This is a genomic window from Paenibacillus wynnii, from assembly GCF_000757885.1.
GTDB lineage: Bacteria > Bacillota > Bacilli > Paenibacillales > Paenibacillaceae > Paenibacillus_AQ > Paenibacillus_AQ wynnii.
In genome coordinates, this window is sequence record NZ_JQCR01000003.1 from 712,285 (window position 1) to 729,709 (window position 17,425).

General features: G+C 35.1%; 28 protein-coding genes. All 28 read left to right on the forward strand.

Annotated elements, in window-relative coordinates:
• Nucleotides 1-243 precede the first annotated feature (243 nt).
• The 28 genes from PWYN_RS18540 (at nucleotide 244) to PWYN_RS18680 (ending at nucleotide 17,393) form a co-directional block, all read left to right on the forward strand.
• Entirely contained in the window at nucleotides 244-756 is a 513-nt protein-coding gene (locus PWYN_RS18540) for a nucleoside/nucleotide kinase family protein (RefSeq protein ID WP_036655079.1), read from the forward strand.
• A 572-nt stretch (nucleotides 757-1,328) separates the two neighbouring features.
• The gene (locus tag PWYN_RS18550; RefSeq protein WP_036655083.1) at nucleotides 1,329-1,535 is read left to right on the forward strand and encodes a DUF4177 domain-containing protein; all 207 of its coding nucleotides are present in this window, start codon (nucleotides 1,329-1,331) and stop codon (nucleotides 1,533-1,535) included.
• Nucleotides 1,536-1,887: 352 nt separating this feature from the next.
• The gene (locus tag PWYN_RS18555; protein WP_036655085.1) at nucleotides 1,888-2,490 is read left to right on the forward strand and encodes a class I SAM-dependent methyltransferase; all 603 of its coding nucleotides are present in this window, start codon (nucleotides 1,888-1,890) and stop codon (nucleotides 2,488-2,490) included.
• Nucleotides 2,491-2,512: 22 nt separating this feature from the next.
• A complete protein-coding gene (locus tag PWYN_RS18560) occupies nucleotides 2,513-2,950 on the forward strand; it encodes an NUDIX domain-containing protein (RefSeq protein ID WP_052088118.1) in 438 nt (145 codons plus the stop codon).
• Nucleotides 2,951-2,969: 19 nt separating this feature from the next.
• Nucleotides 2,970-3,392 (forward strand): VOC family protein, encoded by a 423-nt coding sequence (locus tag PWYN_RS18565; RefSeq protein ID WP_036655088.1) that lies wholly within the window; start codon nucleotides 2,970-2,972, stop codon nucleotides 3,390-3,392.
• Between the two features lie 339 nt (nucleotides 3,393-3,731).
• Nucleotides 3,732-4,184 (forward strand): signal peptidase I, encoded by a 453-nt coding sequence (gene lepB / locus PWYN_RS18575; RefSeq protein ID WP_036655093.1) that lies wholly within the window; start codon nucleotides 3,732-3,734, stop codon nucleotides 4,182-4,184.
• A gap of 29 nt (nucleotides 4,185-4,213) precedes the next feature.
• Nucleotides 4,214-4,504: a TIGR04104 family putative zinc finger protein gene (locus PWYN_RS30705; RefSeq protein ID WP_169744132.1), complete on the forward strand. Its 291-nt coding sequence runs from the start codon at nucleotides 4,214-4,216 to the stop codon at nucleotides 4,502-4,504.
• A 33-nt stretch (nucleotides 4,505-4,537) separates the two neighbouring features.
• The gene (locus tag PWYN_RS18585) at nucleotides 4,538-5,290 is read left to right on the forward strand and encodes a (S)-benzoin forming benzil reductase (RefSeq protein ID WP_036655096.1); all 753 of its coding nucleotides are present in this window, start codon (nucleotides 4,538-4,540) and stop codon (nucleotides 5,288-5,290) included.
• 61 nt (nucleotides 5,291-5,351) lie between these two features.
• Nucleotides 5,352-5,786, forward strand: a complete 435-nt coding sequence (locus tag PWYN_RS18590; protein WP_036655098.1) for a C-GCAxxG-C-C family protein — start codon at nucleotides 5,352-5,354, stop codon at nucleotides 5,784-5,786.
• Nucleotides 5,787-5,810: 24 nt separating this feature from the next.
• Nucleotides 5,811-6,614: a hypothetical protein gene (locus PWYN_RS18595; RefSeq protein ID WP_036655100.1), complete on the forward strand. Its 804-nt coding sequence runs from the start codon at nucleotides 5,811-5,813 to the stop codon at nucleotides 6,612-6,614.
• A 21-nt stretch (nucleotides 6,615-6,635) separates the two neighbouring features.
• Nucleotides 6,636-6,878: a hypothetical protein gene (locus tag PWYN_RS18600; RefSeq protein ID WP_036655102.1), complete on the forward strand. Its 243-nt coding sequence runs from the start codon at nucleotides 6,636-6,638 to the stop codon at nucleotides 6,876-6,878.
• Nucleotides 6,879-7,279: 401 nt separating this feature from the next.
• The gene (locus PWYN_RS18605) at nucleotides 7,280-7,726 is read left to right on the forward strand and encodes an aminoacyl-tRNA deacylase (protein WP_036655104.1); all 447 of its coding nucleotides are present in this window, start codon (nucleotides 7,280-7,282) and stop codon (nucleotides 7,724-7,726) included.
• On the forward strand, nucleotides 7,723-8,733 hold the full coding sequence (locus PWYN_RS18610; RefSeq protein ID WP_338049207.1) for an aminoglycoside phosphotransferase family protein: 1,011 nt from the start codon (nucleotides 7,723-7,725) through the stop codon (nucleotides 8,731-8,733). Before PWYN_RS18605 ends, PWYN_RS18610 begins: the two co-directional genes overlap by 4 nt.
• Nucleotides 8,734-8,760: 27 nt before the next feature.
• Nucleotides 8,761-9,339 carry a histidine phosphatase family protein gene (locus PWYN_RS18615; RefSeq protein WP_052088121.1) on the forward strand — a complete coding sequence of 193 codons (579 nt, stop codon included), beginning with the start codon at nucleotides 8,761-8,763 and terminating at the stop codon, nucleotides 9,337-9,339.
• A gap of 32 nt (nucleotides 9,340-9,371) precedes the next feature.
• Entirely contained in the window at nucleotides 9,372-10,265 is an 894-nt protein-coding gene (locus tag PWYN_RS18620) for a serine hydrolase domain-containing protein (protein ID WP_276203444.1), read from the forward strand.
• Nucleotides 10,266-10,304: 39 nt separating this feature from the next.
• Nucleotides 10,305-10,805, forward strand: a complete 501-nt coding sequence (locus PWYN_RS18625) for an NUDIX domain-containing protein (protein ID WP_052088125.1) — start codon at nucleotides 10,305-10,307, stop codon at nucleotides 10,803-10,805.
• A 63-nt stretch (nucleotides 10,806-10,868) separates the two neighbouring features.
• Entirely contained in the window at nucleotides 10,869-11,360 is a 492-nt protein-coding gene (locus PWYN_RS18630; RefSeq protein ID WP_036655108.1) for a hypothetical protein, read from the forward strand.
• A 35-nt stretch (nucleotides 11,361-11,395) separates the two neighbouring features.
• Nucleotides 11,396-11,920 (forward strand): DinB family protein, encoded by a 525-nt coding sequence (locus PWYN_RS18635; protein ID WP_084146787.1) that lies wholly within the window; start codon nucleotides 11,396-11,398, stop codon nucleotides 11,918-11,920.
• 67 nt (nucleotides 11,921-11,987) lie between these two features.
• Nucleotides 11,988-12,509: a GNAT family N-acetyltransferase gene (locus PWYN_RS18640; protein ID WP_036655111.1), complete on the forward strand. Its 522-nt coding sequence runs from the start codon at nucleotides 11,988-11,990 to the stop codon at nucleotides 12,507-12,509.
• Nucleotides 12,510-12,626: 117 nt separating this feature from the next.
• Nucleotides 12,627-12,794 (forward strand): YHYH domain-containing protein, encoded by a 168-nt coding sequence (locus tag PWYN_RS29325; protein ID WP_157261218.1) that lies wholly within the window; start codon nucleotides 12,627-12,629, stop codon nucleotides 12,792-12,794.
• Between the two features lie 125 nt (nucleotides 12,795-12,919).
• A complete protein-coding gene (locus PWYN_RS18645) occupies nucleotides 12,920-13,444 on the forward strand; it encodes a DinB family protein (protein WP_036655113.1) in 525 nt (174 codons plus the stop codon).
• A gap of 12 nt (nucleotides 13,445-13,456) precedes the next feature.
• A complete protein-coding gene (locus tag PWYN_RS28255; protein ID WP_169744133.1) occupies nucleotides 13,457-14,188 on the forward strand; it encodes a class I SAM-dependent methyltransferase in 732 nt (243 codons plus the stop codon).
• 13 nt (nucleotides 14,189-14,201) lie between these two features.
• Nucleotides 14,202-14,744 carry a histidine phosphatase family protein gene (locus PWYN_RS18655; RefSeq protein ID WP_036655115.1) on the forward strand — a complete coding sequence of 181 codons (543 nt, stop codon included), beginning with the start codon at nucleotides 14,202-14,204 and terminating at the stop codon, nucleotides 14,742-14,744.
• A 14-nt stretch (nucleotides 14,745-14,758) separates the two neighbouring features.
• The gene (locus tag PWYN_RS18660) at nucleotides 14,759-15,256 is read left to right on the forward strand and encodes a hypothetical protein (RefSeq protein ID WP_036655116.1); all 498 of its coding nucleotides are present in this window, start codon (nucleotides 14,759-14,761) and stop codon (nucleotides 15,254-15,256) included.
• A gap of 36 nt (nucleotides 15,257-15,292) precedes the next feature.
• Nucleotides 15,293-15,919, forward strand: coding sequence for a chloramphenicol phosphotransferase CPT family protein (locus tag PWYN_RS18665; protein ID WP_052088138.1), 627 nt, complete (start codon nucleotides 15,293-15,295; stop codon nucleotides 15,917-15,919).
• Nucleotides 15,916-16,158: a P-loop NTPase family protein gene (locus tag PWYN_RS30470; RefSeq protein WP_338049208.1), complete on the forward strand. Its 243-nt coding sequence runs from the start codon at nucleotides 15,916-15,918 to the stop codon at nucleotides 16,156-16,158. The genes PWYN_RS18665 and PWYN_RS30470 overlap by 4 nt, the downstream gene beginning before the upstream one ends.
• 283 nt (nucleotides 16,159-16,441) lie before the next feature.
• Nucleotides 16,442-16,945, forward strand: a complete 504-nt coding sequence (locus PWYN_RS18675; RefSeq protein ID WP_036655119.1) for a GNAT family N-acetyltransferase — start codon at nucleotides 16,442-16,444, stop codon at nucleotides 16,943-16,945.
• Nucleotides 16,946-16,967: 22 nt separating this feature from the next.
• Complete coding sequence (locus PWYN_RS18680; protein WP_157261219.1) at nucleotides 16,968-17,393, forward strand: methyltransferase domain-containing protein; 426 nt, start codon at nucleotides 16,968-16,970, stop codon at nucleotides 17,391-17,393.
• Nucleotides 17,394-17,425: the final 32 nt, after the last annotated feature.

The window sequence follows — 17,425 nt, forward strand, 5'->3', positions numbered from 1 at the left end:
CAATGTTGAACACAGATAACAAAGAAAAAATAATATAATAATGCTGAACATATAAAAAATATCTTCACGAAACTAAATTTAGATCCCACTGATTTACAAACCACAAAAGAATTAATTACCTGTATGGAGAGTTTATAAATAAAGAAAAATCTGCATTGTAATTTAGTTAGGTTCAGAATATAAGTCATATTATAAATACAACAATGTTTAGGAAATACAGCAAGTATGTTTGGAGGACAGATAATGGTTAAGAAATATAGTTTCTTACTCGCAATATGCTTTGCGTTGTTATTGATATCAAATACACATCTTAATTATACCTTCGGTGATACATTGTTTAGTTATTTGGGTATATCACCATGGACAGAAGGGGGAAAATCAGGATTTCACTTGCCTGTAATACTGGGATTAATAATCTTAGTTATCGGCATTCTAGGAACGATCAAACCTTTTGGAAGAGAAAGAAATGAGATTCAAGAGTTTATTGACTATGTAATCTATATTGATCTTGAACCGGAAATTGCACTGGGAAGAAGAATTTATGATTTAGTTACTTTTTTGAGGAGTGATTCAACAGTTTTAATAAACATGTTGGATCATTTTTTGTATGATTATTTAAATAATGGTATTAGAGAGATGTATATTGAAATCGGTAAGAGAGTAAGAGATAACTGTGATTTAATAATAAATGGTAACAGTAAGTTGCAAGATAACATAGAGATTATATTAAAAAAGATAAGGGAAATAAATGGGTAATAATAGTATAATAAGGAAGAGGGTGAGGTCAGCTAACACCGTAATCACTAAGGTTCATAAAAACAACAATATTACTCGGATATACATAGAAAATCGTAAATTCAAGATCTGAAATGAGGGTTCTTAATGAAATGGAAATTGAATACGAACTTGTTACTTTTGATCTTTTGTTCCATTATATTTTCGTTGATGTTGAGCAATGATCAGTCAGAAGCGCTTTACTACAAAATTGGAATTAATAATTATTATGGTTCCTTATTTTTAGATGTTTTAATTAATTTTTCATTAGCTCTTATAGTAGTTAAGGTTGTTTCGAGACTTAAGTTTTTTAAACACTACCGTACATTTATCATGAATCATTTTAGCCTAAGAGCAGGGAAATATATCTCCTGTATAGTTTATTTATTATTACTCTTTTTGTTGATTCTTCCTATAGTGCTGCTAGTTGAGCCTGATTATGTTGTGGATTTCTTAGTTTATCATATGTTGTTTGTATCGATTTTTTTTATAGACAGTTTAATGAACTCAGAAACAATCAAAAGTTATAAATAAGGGGAAAAGGACTGATTAATATGGAAAAATGGGAGTACAAAACTTTGAAGTTTAAGACCGGTGGATTTTTAGGTGGAAAAATTGATGAATATGAATTTCAAGAGGAACTGAATATTCATGGAGATGAAGGATGGGAGCTTATTTCCTGCTTTGATACAACTCAATCACAAGGTACTTCTAGGGATATAATCGTTGTTTTTAAGAGAAGAAAGATGGTACAAATGTGAAAATCATCAACAAAATCATAGTACCCGTATTCATTTGTTTATGTTGTTCGCCATTCATTTTTGTAGCAATGTATCTAGATTATTTTTATCAGGTTTCCTACTTTTATTTAATAGCCATTCTAGTTCCAATATTCTTTCTGAGACGTTACAAACACTTGATATTACTCTTTATTTTATCTTGTGTAGTATCTAGTTTACTGGCGCATAATTATATTCCGAGTACTGAAACCTTCTTTAAACCCTTTGATCAAACCCTAGAGCTTTTGGTTGTTATAGAAGCTGTTATTTTTGGGATTTTCCAAGTATTGCTCTTACGTTTAATGAAGTTTCTTTGGAGAGGAAAAAGTTCTTCATGAAGATCACCAGCACACTTGAACATTATGAATTACTCATTGATGAGGGAAATGATCCAGCACAAGACCCCCCAGCGTTACAGACATACATGAGCAGATGGGATGGACCTATATTTTTCAATTCCTTGATTCCTAAACATAAAGTAGTACTGGATATTGGAGTTGGCACCGGAAGAATAGCAAGAGAAGTATTAAAGATGGATTGTAAGTTCCTAGTGGGTATTGATATTTCACCGAAGACTTTAGATCGGGCCCGATCAAACCTAAGTCAGTACGCGAACGTTGAGTTAGTAAATAGCGATATTAATCATTTTATTCGTCCCAATACGTTTGACGCTGCTTATAGTGTACTGACCTTTTTACATATTGAAGATAAGGAAAAGGCGCTTTTTAACATTTACAGTTCACTTAAGAATAACGGGACTATTGTTCTATCCGTCAGTAAAGATGAAGAATGGCTCGAGTGCAACGATAGAAAAATAAAGCTATATCCAATTAAAGTAGAAGAATATATTCATTTATTACAATTGGTCGGATTTGAGATTGAATCTATTCAGGAGACCGAAAGTAAATATGCAACAATAATTAAAGGGAAGAAGTAAACTAACGATTTGGAGGTAAATAATGAAAATTAATTGGTTTACAACATATCAAATACCTGATGAATTGGTTACCTTCGCCGTAATATTAGCAAAATATAATAAAGACTATGTAATCATCAAAAACCGAAACCGTGGTGGATGGGAGATTCCCGGTGGAAGAAGAGAAGAAGGGGAAACCATACAACAAACAGCTTGTCGGGAGCTTTATGAGGAGACGGGAGCAGTTAAATTCAATACCGCCCCATATGGAATATATTCCTATAATGATACATACGGAATGGCATTTGTTGCTGAAGTAGTTGAGATTGAAAAACTGCCCGATTTTGAAATAGAAGAAATAAAATTTGTTGAAGTACTACCACGAAACTTAAATTTCGGAATTTTGTTTCATCATTTGACCGAAAAGCTTGAGGAGGTAAAGAGCAAATTGGATTGGCAATCTGTTCATATGAAAAATTGAAAAATAGGAGTTATTGAACATGGTTCAATCCATAGTGCACATTGCTCTAGTAGTGAAGGATTACGATGAGGCAATAGATTTTTATACAAAGAAGCTTAATTTTATCTTAATTGAAGATACTTATCAGCCAGAACAAGATAAACGATGGGTAGTAGTGTCACCTCCAGGTTCAGTTGGTACAACAATATTACTTGCAAGAGCATCTAATTTGGATCAAGAAGAATTTATAGGGAACCAGTCAGGCGGTAGAGTTTTTTTGTTTTTAAACACTGATGATTTTTGGAGAGATTACAACGATATGATTTCAAAAGGAGTAGAATTTGTAAGAGAACCCAAAGAACAATCGTATGGCATGGTCGCAGTATTTAAAGATTTATATGGTAACCTATGGGATTTACTAGAACTGAAAGAAGATCATCCAATGATGAATCGAAGTAAGTAGTGCTATGACAATGACAAAGAAAAAATAGCGTTGTCTTCTTTATCATTAATGAAGGTTGTGTCCTGGATGACGGAGCTAGAAAATAAGTTGGGCTATAGTGGATGGTGTGTAAGTTGCTAAACGATGAGGTTGACTGGTCTTTAGGATCAGATCAAGAAATAGACAAACTAATTCAAAAAGAGAAGTCTAGAAGTAAAACAACATTAGCAATGTTAGGGTGTCTAGGTTTAATTGTTCTTACTCCATTAATTATCATTATTAACCTCAAAAGCATCTTAATGTATTTGTTTCATTATTTAGTGGATTTCATAAATGGATTACTCTAGAAGGATGTGGAATGTGAGACGCTTTATTCTCTTCTTTTTAATTGTAGTGATGTTAAGTGCATGTAATGAAAAAACAAACTATCAAGAATTTATAGTAATGGGCCCATCCATGGAACCGACATTTAAAGACGGTCAAATAATCAAGGTTGATGAAACCTATTACGATACAAATGAAATCAAACGAAATGATCTTATTTATTTTTACAATAAACAAAATAACTTAAAGTATGTTAAGAGAATTTTGGGATTACCAAATGAAGAAATAAATATAATGAAAGACAGTATACTTATTGAAGGTGTTGAAATTCTTTTACCGGTGAAAATAATAGATAATCCTTATGTTGGTAAATATAAGACGGGCTTAAATGAGTATTTCGTTATTGGAGATAATTATAGTGATAGTTTGGACAGTAGAATGGGTGGGCCTATTGAAAAAGAACAAATCATTGGTAAGGTGATCGAGTGATGTTCACTACTCTCGATAGGAGATTAAAGATGCAACAGTGTCTTAATTGCGATAAGAAATTTAAGTATAAGCAGATCATGCGGTCCAGTATGTATGGTTATAAACCTATTGTTTGCTCTCACTGCGGTGAAACTCATGCTGTTACTTTGGACTCGAGAATTCGAATTGCTATAGTAATAGTAGCTTTTCCAATGGTAGCCACACAATTTATATGGGGGAATTTTAAATATGAAAGGGTGCTTTTTTATATTCTAACGATAATTCCGCTGGTTTTTATGGTGCCATTCTTGATGAAATATAGAAAAAAAGAACAGGGTTAACTATTGTGCTTATTCAGATAGGAGTGACAGAACATCAAATACTTTATTATTACCGGCACTTCTCGTGGTCTTGGGGAGGCTATATCAAGAAAACTATTGAGTAAAGGTAATCAATTGTATTGTATTTCAAGAAATGAAAATGCCGGTTTAATAGAAGCTTCACGAGAAAGTGGCACTAATCTTGAATACATTAACTTTGATTTGTTAGATGTTAGTAATATTGAAGAGATGATGAAAAAGATCTTTCAAAAGATAGATAACGATGTTGTTGAATCGATTATTTTGATTAATAACGCGGGAACGGTAACTCCAATTAAACCCATTGAGTACTGCAGCAGTAAAGAGATAGCAGAGAATGTCCAACTGAATTTAATAGCACCAATGATCTTAACATCATGTTTTATTTCCTTAACTTCACCAATGAATACGGATAAACGAATTATCAATATATCATCAGGTGCTGGAAAGAAGCCGTATTTTGGATGGAGTAATTACTGTAGCGCCAAAGCAGGGTTGGATTTATTTACAAGATGTGTAGGCCTTGAACAAGAAGAAAAATCCAGTCCTGTTAAGGTTATTTCATTTGCACCAGGGATAATAGATACTGAAATGCAAGAAGAGATACGGGCAACAAAGATAGAAGATTTTAAGGACTTAGAACGATTTGTTACGTTTAAAGAAGAAGGAAAGCTATTATCGCCTGATCAAGTAGCAGAATGTGTACTGCTATTGTTAGAGCAAAAGTATGCTGGAGGAGAGCTGCTGGATATTAAAGAACTTCTATAATGCCCATTATTCACATAACAACGTAAAATACATTAATTAATTCAAAGATTGGAGTTGGGATATGGAATCTAAAATTGAAAAAGCTGTAGACGCTTTTATCGAAGGGTTTAATTGTGCTCAGGCTATTTTCTCTACATACGGAACTGAATTGGGGATCGACAGGGATACTGCTTTGAAAATCTCAAGCGGTTTTGGCGGAGGCATAGCAAGAATGCAGGAGACTTGTGGTGCTTTAACGGGAGCATACATGGTTGTCGGGTTGAAGTATGGAAAAACTCTGGCAGATGACAAAGTGTCTCATGAAAAAACCTATAAAATAATAAATGAGATAACTAGCGGATTCAAAGAATGGAATAAAACAACTTTATGTAAAGAATTATTAGGACATGATCTTAATACTGATGAAGGTAGACTATTCATACAAGAGAACGGATTGTTTAATACGGTATGTATAAAATGCATAAGGGATGCAGCGAGATTAGTTGAGGAATTTTGATGAAACAGTAAAGGAGTCCACTCTATGTGCACAAGTTTTGTAGTTCATCTAGATAAAACGTATATTGGTATGAATTTTGATATCTCAAGCAGACCTATCAAAATCGTCTTGGTCGGTGAAAACCAACTTCAAGTTCAGCAGAAGGAGAATGGACAATTTTATCCTGCTTTTGGAATGAATGCTAAAGGTACGTTTATGAACTTACTAATGGTTGAACCCAATGAAGAAGGGAAGTATAGACGCGGAAAGAATTGCATTCATATGATGAAGCTGTTTGATGACGTCCTATCTGAACGTATTGCGTTGCCTCAGTTAAATGAGTATTTAGAAAACAATACAATTGTGAATGTACCCAATCAGAGTGTCCATAGTTTAATTGCGGGGAAACGGGAGTCTTATATTGTTGAACCTGGACGACAGAAATTAGATTTAGATTCAGTAAATCAAGATTTCATGGTGCTCACTAATTTCCCAGTAACAGATGAGAGTAGAGCTGAATATAAGGACGCAAGCGGTCCGGGAAATGATAGATATATTAAGGTGCATGAAATGATAACAAATCATATTGGACCATTTAATATTGAAGCTGGATTTAAGTGGCTAATGGAGACAGTTCAGCATGATGGGGATTATCCTACCCAGTTTTCAATGATCTTTATTCCGGAAGAAAGAAAGGTTTATTTTACTCTCAATGCTGATTTTGAGAAGGTTTTTGAGTTTTTTTTTAACACTAAGGAAATTCAGAGCCTCAAGGGTTTTACTAACCATACTACATGGACTCTTTCGAACAAAGGTATATTACTTTCCGAGCTTGTTAAAACACTATAAGTGAAAAGAGTGAAAGACGAAATGAAATTGAGAATTCCAATATTTATACTTACTTTGGTAATTGCTTCTGGAGTTGTAGAGCGTTATCCAATATCAACTACTATTGAATCCATATGGTTATCAATAAGTTTCTTTCTTATTATTGGAATAATAATCACCATTGCAGAGAAAACAGGTTTAAATGATAAAAAAGTAAATGTTTTCATAGGTTTATTCATTGTTCTTTTAGGGGTTATATTCGATCTTAACATTTTGAATGTATGAGGATATATTTGGGAATCAAATACGTTGAGGATTTTTCAAACCGAAGCTTAGTTATGCATATGCTAATTTAAAGCCAATAATAGTTGTAGCTAAAGAAGGAGCGGATATCTCAGCGACAATAAAAGGGATTTCAGCACAGATCATTACATACAAGACAATGGAAGATTTAGAAGAACGATTAGTCGAAAAAACTCTGGAAGAGAGTGCTGCAAATTGAAGAAATGGCCTATTTATATTTTTCCCATACTAATTCTAGGAAAGTTAGTAGACATTTTCGTATATAAAGAATTTTCGATATGGAATATTTCGTACATATTTTTAATACCATTAGCTTTTGCCTTGTGGGTGTATTCATATAAAAGAAAAAAAGATAAGTAAATAAAATCGAAAGAAGTGAGAGGATGGATAAATTAGTTGCTGTATTAGATGAACAGAACATTGAATATGAAATCATCAAACACTCGAAACAGCTAAACACTGCCCAGGAGGGAGCAGAATATTTTGGTATAGAGATTGGACAAACAGCCCCAACACTCATCTTGAAAACAGAAAAAGGCTATTGTTGCTTGATTATTTCAGGAGATTATGGAAGGGTGGATTTTGATTCACTAAGAAAAATATTATCAGTTGAACAAGTTAAGCTAGCCTCTCCAAAAGAGGTTGAACAAGTTACCGGTAGTATGATTGGAAGTGTATCTTTAATTAATAGGGACATTCCAACAATTATAGACAGTCAAGTGAATCGATTTCAATATGTATATGGAGGAACAGGGGTGCCGCAAACTACTTTAAAGATTAGACCGAGTGATCTAGAGAAGATGAATGAAATTGTGGGATACATAAGATGATGGTAAACATACAATACAATTTGCAGTTTGAAAAGATATGTTCTATTTTGCAACTTGGTGAGATAACTCGTGTGCCTTTAGAGGTGGCAGGTGGGTTTTTACACAGAATGTATGCTATTGAAACCACATTAGGGAAATATGCTATTAAAGCATTGAACCCTCAAATAATGCTAAGACCTGTGGCTATGCAGAACTACATCCATTCAGAACAAATTGCCACTATTTCAGCTAATCATATTCCTGCTCTTCCTGCTAAGAAATTTAGAGGCACCTCTTTACAAGAAATAGACAACCAGTACTACCTTGTATTTGACTGGGTAGAGGGTAAAAGCCTGAGATGTAATGAAATTAAAGAAGTGCATTGTGAACAAATCGGTGCTGTTTTAGCGGATATACATATGACGGATTTTTCAGAGTTAGGGATAATTAATGACAGACCAGAACATGTAGAATTAACGGACTGGTGTTACTATTTGCAGAAGGGTCAAGAGAATAATCTGGAATGGAGTTACCTGCTGCTTGAATACATAGGTAAGTTAAATGAATGGAATGCCCTTTCGAATAAATCAGCAAAACTACTTGTAAAAGATATGGTCATAAGTCACAGAGATTTAGATTCTAAAAATGTGATGTGGCACCAAGACAATCCCATCCTTATTGATTGGGAGTCAGCTGGCTATATCAATCCAATGCAAGACTTGGTTGAAACAGCAATTTATTGGTCCCAAAATGAAGCGGGTAGCGTTGATAAAGAAAGGTTTTTTGTTTTTATAGGTGGATATAAGAAGAAGTACGGAACTCTAGAAGCTGATTGGAAAATAGTATTAGCCAATGGTTTTTCAGGTAAATTAGGCTGGCTGGAATATAGTTTAAAAAGGTCCTTATGGATTGAATGTACAGACGAAGATGAACAGAAGATGGGAATTGCCCAGGTAACAGGGACGATAAACGATATTAGACGTTACGCAGATATGATAAATGAATTAGAGGAATGGTTATTAGAGTGACTACCAGTAAGATTGGAGTTTTATTTAATGAAGATTGGTCTAGTCCGGCACTTTAAAGTAAAGAAAGAGTATCCTTTTTTATTATCCGCAAATGAGTTAAGTCAATGGTTCGCCGAATATGACGAAGCGGATATCGAGCTAGGAGATTTTAAATATGATGTTGTTAGATGGGATAGATGTTTTACAAGTGATTTACCTAGAGCAGCTAATACTGCAAGAGTTATATTTAGGGGACCAATTACTGAGAAAAAAGAACTTAGGGAAATTCCAATTCCATTAATAAAGGGAAATATCAAGCTGCCCTTTATTTTGTGGGCTCTTATTATTAGGACACTACCTATTTTTAATCGCAGAATTGTAGTAGAGAGTAGGAAAGATGTTCAAAAGAGGGTTGAGACTATACTTGATGAAATATTATTGAAAGACAAAAATACATTGATTGTAAGCCACGGTTTGTTAATGTTAGCTATACGTAAATGTCTCATAAAAAAGGGATTTAAAGGTCCAAGGCTTGGAAATATAGCTAATGGGAAACTATATACTTTTGAGCCAGGTAAAATCATAGAAGAAGAAGATGACAGTAATGAAGAACAAAGGAGGTGTTAATAAGTGCTTACCAATACTGAAATATTAAAACACTGAGTGTAGTTGAGGGTTTCGGTTTAACAAAAGTGGGAGGGACTAATAAAGTCAATCTCAACACAATTTTTAATGCATGTTCAATAAGTAAATTTGCTACAGCAATGTTAGTGTTGGAATTGGTTAGTAGAGGCACCCTCGAATTAGATCAAGATGTTAATGATAGACTCATCTCATGGAAAGTTCCTGAGAACATACATACACAAAGTGAAAAAGTAACTTTACGAAACTTACTTAGTCATCACTCTGGATTTATTGATCCTGAGGGCAGCTTTGGTGAATATAATTCTACGGATGGTATCCCAACGATGGTTGATATTCTAATGGGCAAAACCTCTTATTCCCCAGAACCTTTAAAAGTAATGAACGAACTTGGAAGTGTTTTTCAATATTCCGACTCCGGTTATTGTGTTATTCAGCAACTTATTGAGGATGCTTCTGGAAAACCTTTTAAAGCACTTATGAAAGAGATGATATTCGAACCCTTATTTATGAAAAATAGCACACTTGAACATACAATTCCAGACCGGAATCGTTCAAGTTTTGCTTGTGGTCATAATAAAGAAGGTATTTTAGTCGAAGCGAAGTATCCTATTTATCCCTATCCGGCAGCAGCTGGACTATGGTCTACCCCTACTGATTTAGCATATCTGGCAATTGAAATGATTCATTCTTTGAATGGTTGTGGAAGACTCGGTATATCTAAGACATTAATTAACGAAATGATAACTCCGCAATACAGTTCACCGTGGGCGGGTTTAGGTGTCTTTCTTGACCATTTAGATAGAAATCTTGAGGTTACCTCGTTAGGTTGGGGAATTGGATATCAAAGTATGTTGATTGTACATCAGAGTAAGGGACTTATTGGTGAATTAATAAATTCACTAACCTAGGTTTAAGGAGCTGAAATCCAATAGAAGGAACGATGAATAATGGAATTGAGGCAAATGTCTACGGCCTTTCTGTTCAATGGAAGTAAAGTATTAATGATGAAGAAAGAATCAAGTAAGATAACGGATACGATGTTTTGGTCGGGACTTGGAGGACATTTAGAGCCAGAGGAGTTGAATTTTCCGAAAAGAGCATGCATTAGAGAAATCTTTGAAGAATCCGGAATACTAGAGGAAGAGATAGAGGATCTAAAGTTAAAATACATATTAATACGAATAAAAGATGATGAAATAAGACAACAATTTGTATACTTTGGAGGGGTTAACAGTTCCGAATTTATAAACTCAGCTGAAGGCGAGCTGCATTGGATAGAACTTGAGGAAATTCTTGAATTGAAACTTTCTAAGATTGTAAATTTCATGGTGAACCACTATTTAGAAAATCCTAGTAAAAACGAATTAACCATCGGAACCATTACATTAAATGATGAAGAAAATCCAGAAATACAATGGTCAGAACTGAAAGATCCGAAGATATTTTAGCGATGGAAAAGAACGTGTTACTAAGTTTCAAGACATATCTGACTCTTTGATAGGGGGAGAAGTATGGGACTACATGAATTTTATCAGCAATTATCTGACGAGGATACGGGCATATACAGTGAGATTGCAGACTATGCCGCTCAACTTGGTTATAAACCCAAAAAGGCAAAAACCCAAGCACTTAATTTTGTTTTCAATAACAGTAAAACTAAAAAGCATATTATGAAGTTTTCAATCGAGAAGGGCAAGCCCGTTTTGAAAATGAAGTTTTATGCTTCTGCATCGTATTCCCATATTTTTCTTGAGAGCCTAAGGGCAGTTGTTGAAGAATTTAACTATAAATATACGGGTTGCTACAACTGTGGGAAATGTAAGGATAAACTTGAAGGTTATGTCTATACCTATGCGGATGGTCGTTCGTATTTTAGATGCGGTGGAGAATTAATAAGTATACTTCCAATAACAGATAAGGATATGCCAGAAATAAAGAAACTTTTGATTACTCAGCACCAACATTATTTAAAAGATATTGAACCACATCCAAGAGAAACCTAAATGATGACGAAATTTAAACATTGGAGGATCAATAAATGATAAACATGGAAAAAATATATCTAATTACTGATATTCCCGGATATACACCACAAATCAGCCGTTTAATATCTATGATGAATTATGCAAGATATACAACATTAGAAGCCACTAAAGATTTAACTATTGACCAACTGGATTTCTTGTTGGATACTCAATGCAATTCGATTGGTGCATTATTATTACACTTTGCAGCAGTAGAATACGCTTATCAAATGCAGACATTTGAAGGAAGAGAATTATTAGAAGATGAATTGCTTGAATGGGGACCAGCTTTAAACTTAGGAGATGCAGGACGAGAAATCATTAAAGGAAATGATTTGAATTATTACATAGATCGAATGAATAATGTAAGACTTAGAACTTTAGAATTATTCAAAGAAGTAAATGATGATTGGTTATATACAGAAGAGAAATTTTGGTATAACAAACCAGCAAATTATTATTTTATGTGGTATCACGTATTTGAAGATGAAATTAATCATAGAGGGCAAATCAGAATGATTAGAAAGAGATTGAGTTAGTATGTTTATTCAAGGCTACTCAGATTGAACTACATACATCAAATTTCAAAGAGAGGTGAGGTTCATCTTGTACTTTGAGACGGAAAGATTAATTATTAGAGAATTTGTTACTGAAGATATTAAGAGTGTTCATGTGTATACTTCTGATCCTTTAGTGGTAGAACACATGATTTGGGGACCGAGTTCAGAAGAAGAAACTAGAGACTTTATTAACTTAACGATGGAAATGCAAAAACAGGAGCCCCGTCAAGGCTTTGAATTTGCAGTGGTTCTGAAAGCCACTAATCAATTAATAGGTGGTTGTGGGATTCACGTGAGCGGAGTAGGCCAGGGAGAACTGGGTTATTGTTATAATCGGCTCTATTGGGGACAAGGATTTGCTACTGAAGCTGCTCGTGTTCTGCTTGAATTTGGTTTTCAGAACCTTGGTCTTCACAGAATATATGCTACCTGTCGCCCGAATAATATTGGATCTGCTAAAGTTATGCAAAAGATTGGTATGGAGTATGAGGGACATTTCAGGGAACATATGTGGCATAAGGGGAAATGGAATGACTCCTACCAGTATTCGATAATTAGAGCCGGGTAAAACCGCTAAGTCAAAGAATTGTTACACAATATTATATATCCTAATTATGGAATTTGTTGTAGAATGGTGGAGGATTCTAATCAGCCCTAAGGCATAGGGCACAAACAGGGTGAGTATATGAAAAAGACCTTCATGGTACTGATTGTTCTTGTTGTATTTGTTGGAACTTCATCTTCTGCTATGGCTCATTCAGGACGAACGGATAAAAAAGGTGGGCATAATTGCTCCGCAAAATCCAAACAAAAAGGGCTTTGCTCAGGTTATCACTATCATAATAAGAAATAAAACACCAATTCAACTTATAAACCCAGCTTGAGATCATTCAAAAGCTGGGTTTATTGATATTAAAAACTCCAAGGAGAAATTGAAATGAAAGCCAATGTATTTTTGAAAAAAGGAGATGGATTCAGTTGAACGCAGATACTACACTGGAATATTTCCGTACGGTTTCGATGCATCGAATGGTCGATCATTATCTTCCTAAGTTCATAACATGTCTGGAAAGCTTAGATACCCGGATCATTTGGGCCTGTAAGGATGATGAGGTGGGTATGAATAGTATTGGCGGGATTACTTTTCATGTTATCGAACAAGTTAAAAGGCACACATTAAGATTATCCAATCCGGATTTGACGTACGCTAAGGGAATCGAAGATTATTTCCCTAGTATGAATGAGGAGAAAGATCAACTCATTTCAGAACTTAAATTAACCTTCAGTCACTTTCAGGCTACGTTGGAGTCGGTAGATCAGGATCATATCGATTTATATAATCTTTATCATTTGGTTGAACACACGAGCTATCACTTAGGTCAAATCATAGACAGGGCTCAGAGACTGACAGGTGCTAAATATCAATTTGTACAGAATGGAATTAATGAGAAAAAATTAAGGGCCTTAGTTGAGAGTAAAAGAGCTAATGTCGGCTTCTACTAAATGATGAATCCAATGACTCGTGATAAGGCTCTGAAATATGCTAAATATCGATTACCCTATTCAACAGAGGCGAGTGAGTTTGTCATTCAGACAGCCATTGTAGGCCAAGGAGTAGTTGCAGATATTGGTGCAGGAAGCGGAATTTTGACGCAGCATTTTGTGGGAAAGGTAAGAAAAGTATTTGCTGTAGAACCTGAACTTGAAATGCTCAGGATAGCACAAGAATTATTAGGAGAGAGACAAGATATAGAATACATAGCTGGGGTAGCTGAGGACACAAAACTGCTCGATAAATCGGTTGATTTAATTGTAGCAGCAAATGCATATCATAGGTTTCCCCCTGAGAGCACCATTGAAGAATTTAAAAGAATACTTAAACCTGGTGGAATGTTAGCTATTTTTTCATATCAGGATGACTTTAATTTTATAAGAGACACCATGCATGTCAGCAACATTGAACAATATATTCAACGATTAACCGCGACAAGGCATAGTGAGCCGGTAGAATATTTTTATGGGGATTCAGCACCGAGCAGATTTTTATTTAAACAAGAGCATCAAGAGGGATGGAATGAGTATTGGGGAGCGGTTATCTCCAGTATGGAATCACCAGATGAAAGAGAAGATTGGTTCGTTGCCTTTCAGGATGCACATAAACAACGGTTTAACGATATCGCAAAAGACGGTGTAATCTCGATAAAATACAGTACAGAGGTTTGGTTAGGTCAACCCAAATACAAGTAAGGAGGCTACATGAATGATTTATGTCGTAAGACATGGGGAAACCGATTTGAACAAAGAAGGCAGACTTCAAGGAAGGCAAGGGATGCCTTTAAATGAGAATGGAATTAGGCAAGCCGAGTGCTTACGAGACAAACTCTCAGAGATTAAATTTGACTATGTATATTCTTCTCCACAAGAAAGAGCAGTTCAAACAGCTGAAATAGTTACAGGTATCCAAGCTTCAATTGATCTACGGCTGGATGTGTATGATTTAGGTGAAGCTGACGGTTTGAAAAAAAGCGATGTAAAGTGGAGTGGAGTCATACCGGATGGTCGAGTTTATAAAGGCGTTGAAGAGATCCATAGCTTTATTAAAAGGGTATCAGAATTTATGCATGAGCTTGAGGATAAAGCTGATGTGAGAGATGTAAATATTTTAGTATCGGGTCATAGATGTACTACAGGCTGTATTGGTGGGTATTTTAAAGGGTTACCTGAAGACGGGGATATTCTGAGATTCTCATCTGAAAACGGAGATTATCGGGAGTATAATTTCAATTCGTCTGCTGACCTATAGAAGGGAATGATTGAATGCAGCCTCATATTAATCAAGAGGATCTACATAAAGATAACCTTAGTTGGTTATGCATTGAACCCGTATTAATCTCAGTCCGTGGGAAAAGTTTAGATATTAAATCTGAGGTATATAATCAATTAAATGAGGGACAAAGAGCATTATATTTGTTTTATGCATTTCATAATCATGTTAAATCGAATGTTGAATTGTATTGGTTTGCTGCTTACTTTATGAATGAACTCAAGGCTTGGAGAGGTTTGAAAGAAGGAATAGCTTTTTTCAAGGATAACGAAATGTTGATGTTAATGGAGGAATTGGAAACCATAATCGAGGATAAAAACAGAGATATTAACGGCTTATGGAGAGAGGCATCCCCCTCTGATTTAGAAAAGGATATGAACTTATCCGATTCAATAAATCAGATTTACAGTGAATACCAAGTTAATGTGCAGCAAACCATTGAAGCGATGAACTCGTATATTAGAAACAATGAAGAAGACTTTATTATTTAGTCAAAATGAACATCACTTTCAAAGGTAGGTGTATTTATGTTCACCCATGAGCCAAACTACTATAAAGTGAATAAAGGAACTGTTATTTTTCTAAATGGCACCTCAAGTTCAGGGAAAACCAGTATTTCCAAGGAATTAATAAGAATACTAGAAGAAGATTTCATGTATCTTTCAGTCGATCATGCAATATCTGGTGTAAACGACATGTTGATGAATATGTTTGGTGAGCACATCACAAGAGAAGAAATAAGAAGGATTGAAGATGAAGAAATCATAGAAAAACCAGTAATATCACTATTTCATCATTATATTTTAGCGTTTTCAATGGCCGGCAAAAATATAATAGTTGATCATGTATTAGTTGATTCCAAATGGTTGGAAGAATGTGTTCAGTTATTATCCGATACCCGAACATTCTTGATCGGGGTTCACTGCCCAATTAATGAATTGGAACGCCGGGAAAGGGACAGAGGAGACAGACCAATAGGTTTAGCTAGCGCGCAATTCACAATTGTACATGAGAATTTCCAGTATGACCTTGAAGTAAATACGCATATGAATTCAGTATCGGAATGTGCAGTTACCATCAGAGATTTTATCAAAACTAACGAACCGAGTGTTCTCCAAACTTTCCATACAGAAGCAAAGGAGCCGAGTCAATGAATCGAGTACTAGTTCTAGGTTCAGCAGGGTCGGGGAAGTCAACACTTTCTCAGCAACTGGGTGAGATATTTAAGCTCCCGGTTATCCATTTAGACAAGTATTATTGGAAGCCAATTGGGAACCTACCCCGAATGAAGAATGGGACAAACGGGTCGAATATTTTACAATGCAAGAACATTGGATCATCGATGGAAATTACTCAAGAACTCTGGATAAAAGACTTGAGAGAGCGGATTTGATCATTTTTTTAGATATGTCAAAATGGCTTTGTCTCTATCGAATACTAAAAAGAAGAATGATGTACCATAAGAAAACTAGACCCGACATGAATGAGGAATGCCCAGAAAAAATCGATTTTGAGTTCATAAAATGGGTTTGGAATTATAAGAAGCGAAGTAGAATGAAAACACTAAATAAGCTTGAAAAAGTAAAAAACCAAAAAGAAGTAATCATCGTAAAAAACCGAAAACAGGCAGCAGAATTGATAGTTAAACTAGAACGAATCGAGGGAGAGTTGATTATATGATTAGATTATGTGTAAGTGACGACAACGAAGTGATATATCATATTATCAATGATGCGGCAAAGGCCTATGAAGGTGTAATTCCTGAAGATCGGTATCATGAACCTTATATGAGTATGGACGAATTAGAACGTGAAATTAATGCGGGTGTAGTATTTTGGGGATATATGGATGCAGCAAATCAGCTAATAGGGGTCATGGGTATTCAGCCCAAAGGAGAAGTCTCCCTAATAAGACATGCTTATGTACGTACAAATGAAAGAAACAGTGGAATTGGTAGTATATTGTTAAATCATATCATCACGATAACAGAGAAACCTATTTTAATCGGAACGTGGCAATCAGCAGTGTGGGCCATAAGATTTTATGAGAAGAATGGCTTTACACTTACAACGATAGAAGAAAAAGAGCGATTACTACAGAAATATTGGAGCATACCTGAAAGACAGATTGAGACTTCAGTAGTGCTAGGTGATCGTAAATGGGCTGCTAACAAGCTGTAGCTAGGAGCATGAATTAAATCTTATGTACCGAGCGGACTGGGAAATGAGTTTCGGAGACAGGAAGATTGATGCGATTTTATCTGAGCATGTATGGGAACATTTAACCTACGATGAAGGCGTACAGGCAGCAAGAATATGTAATTCATTTTTAAAAAAAGGCGGGTATATTCGTTGTGCCGTTCCTGATGGATATTTTCGTAACGACTGGTATCAGAATATCGTTCAAATAGGCGGACCTGGACCCAAAGATCATCCGGCAGCAAGTCATAAGATTGTACATAACTATAAGACAATTTCTCAAATGTTTGAGGAGGCTGGCTTCCGAGTAAAATTACTGGAATATTGCGACGAGTCCGGAGAATTTCATTTTCAAGAAAGGGATCCAGAGAAAGGTTATATTTATCGCTCTTATCGGTATGATCATCGGAATTCGAATGAAAGCATTTAAATGAATCAGTGCACTAATTAATAATATAGGAG